Origin of the sequence: Actinophytocola sp. (assembly GCF_036002505.1) — a bacterium.
In the GTDB taxonomy this organism is placed as follows: Bacteria; Actinomycetota; Actinomycetes; order Mycobacteriales; family Pseudonocardiaceae; genus DASYTH01.
On sequence record NZ_DASYTH010000281.1, the window covers coordinates 1 to 4,257 of the forward strand.

Genomic DNA, 4,257 nt, shown 5'->3' on the forward strand with positions numbered 1-4,257 from the left:
TTCGATCCGTCCGGCCGCGCTCGCTGGGGTGCCCAGCTTGGTTGGTCCGGCCGGCGGAGTGGGCAGGTCGAGGTTGATGCCGCGGTGGGGGCGGGCCGTGTTGTAGTGCGCCAGGTACGCGGTGAGGATCCGGTCCAGGTGGCGGTCGTTGCGGATCAGGACCCAGTCCAGGCATTCGGCCCGAACGGTGCGCACCCAGCGTTCGGTAGGCGTTCGCCCGGGGCGCCCGCGGTGGGATCTTGAGTGCCTCGATGCCGGCTGCGGCGAACACCGCGTCGAATGTCGTGGTGAACTTGGCGTCTCGGTCGCGGATGAGGAAACGGAATCTGTCGGCGTGCTCGTCTGGCTCCATCAGCAGGTTTCGGGCCTGCTGGGTGACCCAGGTGCCGGTGGAATGGGCGGTGATCCCGGCCAGGTGTACCCGGCGGTGCTCCACCTCGATGAAGAAGAGCACGTACAGCCGGGTCAGGCGGATCGTTTCGACGGTCAGGAAGTCACAGGCGAGCGTCCCGGCGGCCTGCCCGCGCGGGAACTCCGCCCAGCTCGGCCCATCGCGGCGGGGCGCCGGGCCGAGCCGGCGGGTACGCAAGATGGAGCGGACCGAGGTCGCCGAGACCGTGACGCCGAGCTTGCGGCACTCCCCGACGATCCGCAGATATCCCCAGCGGGGGTTCTCCCTGGCTAGCCGAACCACGAGCTCGACCACGTCCTCGGGCAGACGGCGACGGTCACGCCGCCCGGTCGGCGGGGTAGGTCCAGCGCCGCCGGACCAGCTCCCGATGCCATCGCAGCAGCGTCGACGGCGTGACCAGGAAGATTCCCCAACGCTCCCGCGGCAGGACCGTGGCCAGGGTGGCGAGGACGAGCCGGTCCGCGGCGGAGTGGCGAGGGCGGGCCACCTGGCGGCGCAGCTGGTGGCGCAACACCGCGATCTCCACATCCTTCGCGTCCGGGGCCGGACCGAACCCGACCAGACCGAGCATTCGCCGGACGATCAAGAACCCCAAGGTGCGCGCGGCCACGGGCGATCATCCTGCCAGCCCGGCATCCTGCCTGATCACCGCTGCGTCTCTGAAGTTGCACCCCACAGGCCGCGCAGAGCGCTCGAGGCGGCCCTGTGCATCGCCGCCGGGGCCGACCTGACCCGGCTCATGGAATGGATCGCCGTGGGGTAGGAGCGGGCGGAGCGGATCCGCTGAGACGAGGGGCACATAGAAGATCCCTCGAGCCTTGCCTTCCTCCCCCTGGGCTCGCGGGATCTTCATATCCGCAGTGCGTTGCCGGGTTCGTTGTCGCCTTCCTCCCGCTTTGTCGAACCGCTCAGTGCCCGACGTGCGTCAGCCCACGAGGAATCCCTCGTAGTTGTTCGTGTTCCCAGTCGAGGGATCGTCATTCGGGACACTGAAGCCGGTGCCGCTGCCCCTAAGGCCTTCGTAGGCGCCTGTTCCACCTTGGACGACCCAAGTGAACGACTCAGTCCCGTCGTTGGCGGCATGGACCTGGAGCTTGACGAAGAACGTTCCACTGCCGTCGTTGCAGGTGAAGGTCTTTCGTACGAGGACTTGGAAGCCGCGGCCGCTCTGGAAACCGCCAAACACGAGACTCGTGTCCAGGACCGTGCCGGCCGGGCAGATCAGGCCGCTGTCGGTTGCTGGCCCTGATGTGGTGAAGTCTCCGGTGTTCGGGTTGGGGTTGTTGAAGGTCATATGGGACGTGATCGTGACCTGCTCGGTCCGCCCCGCGGCGGCGGGTGCCAGACCTGACACCAGACCGATACCGACTGCCAGCACCGCGGCGACGACACCGCGAACGACGAGCTTCTGCATTGGACGCTCCGCTCCTGACCCGCCAAGACGACGGCTACCCGGTAGCGTGCGCGGACCTCTGCACCCCGCGCAATCCGCCGTTTGGTGCTCATTCGTAGATGGGGATGGTGGCCTCCAAGCCGGGGGGGCAGGCCAGAACGCGACTACGAACTCGAGCTGGCCAAGGCCGACGGGGTCTGTTGGCATTAGGCGCCAGGCCTCTACACGCCCTCCTCCCTCGCTTGCTTGACGAGCCGGACGAGCGCGGCGACGTCCTCGTTGCTCGACCAGGAAACGATCCTCACCAAAGCGGCGGACTCGTACCCGGACAGTGCCGGGTTGCCCAACGCGTCGACGAGCGCTTCGAAGCGCGCCCGCGGCTGGGTCTTCGGGTAATAAGGGTGTTCACGGGTCTGGACCTCCGGGGTCTGGATCCCAGGCCCCGTTTCGGTGCTCTCAACACCGGCCGGGGCCGCCTGCTTGACGTATGACCCGCCGTGAGATTCCGGCTACGAATCCCGCTGCCGGATGTCGTCGCGATGCAGACGAGGCAGCCCAGCCTCGAAGGGACGGGCGAGGTTCGATTACGCCGCCTGATCAAGGAGGCGCTCCGGATGCGGCCTTCCCGCATCATCGTCGGCGAGGTACGCCAAGAGGAGTGCCTCGACCTGTTGATAGCGCTGAACAGCGGTGTTCCTGGCATGGCCACCCTGCACGCGAACACGGCCCGTGAGCGAAGCGTTCGCCGACTGACTCATGCGCAGGTGACCTCTGACGCGCCGGATTGACTCAGGGCGGCTCACGAGTGGTCGCAGGGGCGATGAGGGTGCCACGATCGTCGGGTGCCGTTCGATCCGCCGACCTACCGGGAGCTGGCCGAGCGTGCATGGGCCTGGGTGCTGACCCAGGTGCGTCGGGACGCTGAGGGGGTGTGGCTCGCCGAACATCCGGAGCAGACCATGCGAGGGGAGTTCGCCGTCGGCATGCACTCCGGTGTGGGCGGGTTGGCGCACGCGATGGCGGAGATCCGGTTGACTCGGCCCTTGACGGCCGCAGAGCTCGCCGTTGGTGAGGAGATCTGTGAATCGCTCGTCGACCGCATCTCACAGCAGACGGCATACGACTACTTCGACGGGCTGACCAGCACGATCGGCGTGCTCATCGCACTGGATGCCGAGGGTGCAGATCTGGCGGTCGGCCGGTTGCGCGAGCTCGCCACGCCGGACGGGTGGCCATCGTCGTGGATCGAGCCGCCGCGGGCAACCGTCGACGGACGCTGCAACGACGCCACCTTGGGCACGGCCGGCGTCCTGCTTGGCGCCCTGTGGGCGCAGCGGCACCAGGTGCGGGACGCGTCAGAGCTTGCCGCGGAGGCCGTCGACATCCTGATCGCCGAGACGGAGCCGCGCGACGGCGGGGCGTACTGGCCGTTCGTACCGTTGCGCTTCCTGCTCGGCGACGACGTCCAGATGCCGAACTGGTCGCACGGTCAAGCAGGGACCGCTGCCGCGCTCGCGGCTGCCGGGATGACGCTCGACCGACCCGACCTGGTCGCCCTGGCCACGTCGGGCGCCGAGTACCTGCTGACCCTCGCCGACACCACCGACGGCGGGCTGCGTCTGCCGCACCGGATCCCCGGACTCCCCGACCTGGACACGTACACCTACTCCTGGTGTCACGGACCGACGGGGACCTCGTTGCTGTTCGCGGCCCTCGACAGGGCCGCAGTTTCGGCCGTCGGTAGCCGCACGCCGGCCGAACTCGAAGTGGCGTGCGTGCACTCACTGCAGGTCTCCGGGATTCCCGAGCGGCTCTATCCAGGCTTCTGGGACAACGACGGCCGCTGCTGTGGAACGGCGGGCGCCGGTGATGTCATGCTGAACATGTGGCAACGCCACGGCCGTGATACTGACCTCGCCTTCGCCCTCACCCTCGGCGACGCCCTCGTCAGTCGCGCTCTCGATGATGGCACGCACGCCTTCTGGCGCTTCGTCGAACACCGCAACGAGGATCCACTGCTGCCGCCGGGCACGGGTTGGATGCAGGGTGCGGCCGGCATCGCCGCCTACCTGTTCCGTCTCGCCCGGGTTCTCGAACAGGGCCGCGAAGCTGAGGCCGTCGCCCGCATGGACACCTGGTGGGCGCTCCCGGCGTGATGGCCGGCGATGCGCGGCCGAGCGCGGCGGTGTGACTGAAGACGTCGAGCACCCAGCTGTACCGCGCCGCCGGCCGGCTGGAACGCCAGGGCGTGCTGCGGGGGGTCGGCGTGATGGGTCACCTGCCGTGCGCCGATGACCCAGCACATCCGAGCAACGCCTTAGGCCGCGCGCGGTTCAACTGGGGTGTGCAGACCGCGCGCAGGCGGACTCCGGCCGGCACATCACCCCTGGCGGCGACGGCGGCGACGCTGGTCGATCCGCTCAGCCACCTTACGATGAACCGCGTCGGCGCC

Annotated in this window: 7 protein-coding genes; 4 read left to right on the plus strand and 3 right to left on the minus strand. The window is 68.7% G+C overall.

Going from position 1 to position 4,257, the window contains the following annotated elements; translation table 11 throughout:
* The 3 genes from VGR06_RS44005 to VGR06_RS24630 all read right to left on the minus strand — a co-directional run.
* Positions 1 to 195 (minus strand): integrase core domain-containing protein (locus VGR06_RS44005; protein WP_414637324.1); only part of this gene is annotated, 195 nt, incomplete at its 3' end.
* Between the two features lie 533 nt (positions 196 to 728).
* Positions 729 to 1,022 (minus strand): integrase, encoded by a 294-nt coding sequence (locus VGR06_RS24625; protein WP_327561485.1) that lies wholly within the window; start codon positions 1,020 to 1,022, stop codon positions 729 to 731.
* 315 nt (positions 1,023 to 1,337) lie between these two features.
* Positions 1,338 to 1,826: a hypothetical protein gene (locus tag VGR06_RS24630; RefSeq protein WP_327561486.1), complete on the minus strand. Its 489-nt coding sequence runs from the start codon at positions 1,824 to 1,826 to the stop codon at positions 1,338 to 1,340.
* Positions 1,827 to 2,051: 225 nt separating this feature from the next.
* Between VGR06_RS24630 and VGR06_RS24635 the strand changes: the two genes are divergently transcribed.
* The 4 genes from VGR06_RS24635 to VGR06_RS24650 all read left to right on the plus strand — a co-directional run.
* The gene (locus VGR06_RS24635; RefSeq protein ID WP_327561487.1) at positions 2,052 to 2,201 is read left to right on the plus strand and encodes a hypothetical protein; all 150 of its coding nucleotides are present in this window, start codon (positions 2,052 to 2,054) and stop codon (positions 2,199 to 2,201) included.
* Between the two features lie 143 nt (positions 2,202 to 2,344).
* Positions 2,345 to 2,593, plus strand: coding sequence for an ATPase, T2SS/T4P/T4SS family (locus VGR06_RS24640; RefSeq protein WP_327561488.1), 249 nt, complete (start codon positions 2,345 to 2,347; stop codon positions 2,591 to 2,593).
* A gap of 54 nt (positions 2,594 to 2,647) precedes the next feature.
* The gene (locus tag VGR06_RS24645) at positions 2,648 to 3,961 is read left to right on the plus strand and encodes a lanthionine synthetase LanC family protein (RefSeq protein WP_327561489.1); all 1,314 of its coding nucleotides are present in this window, start codon (positions 2,648 to 2,650) and stop codon (positions 3,959 to 3,961) included.
* Between the two features lie 56 nt (positions 3,962 to 4,017).
* On the plus strand, positions 4,018 to 4,257 hold a 240-nt coding region (locus tag VGR06_RS24650; protein WP_327561490.1), incomplete at its 3' end, for an alanine racemase.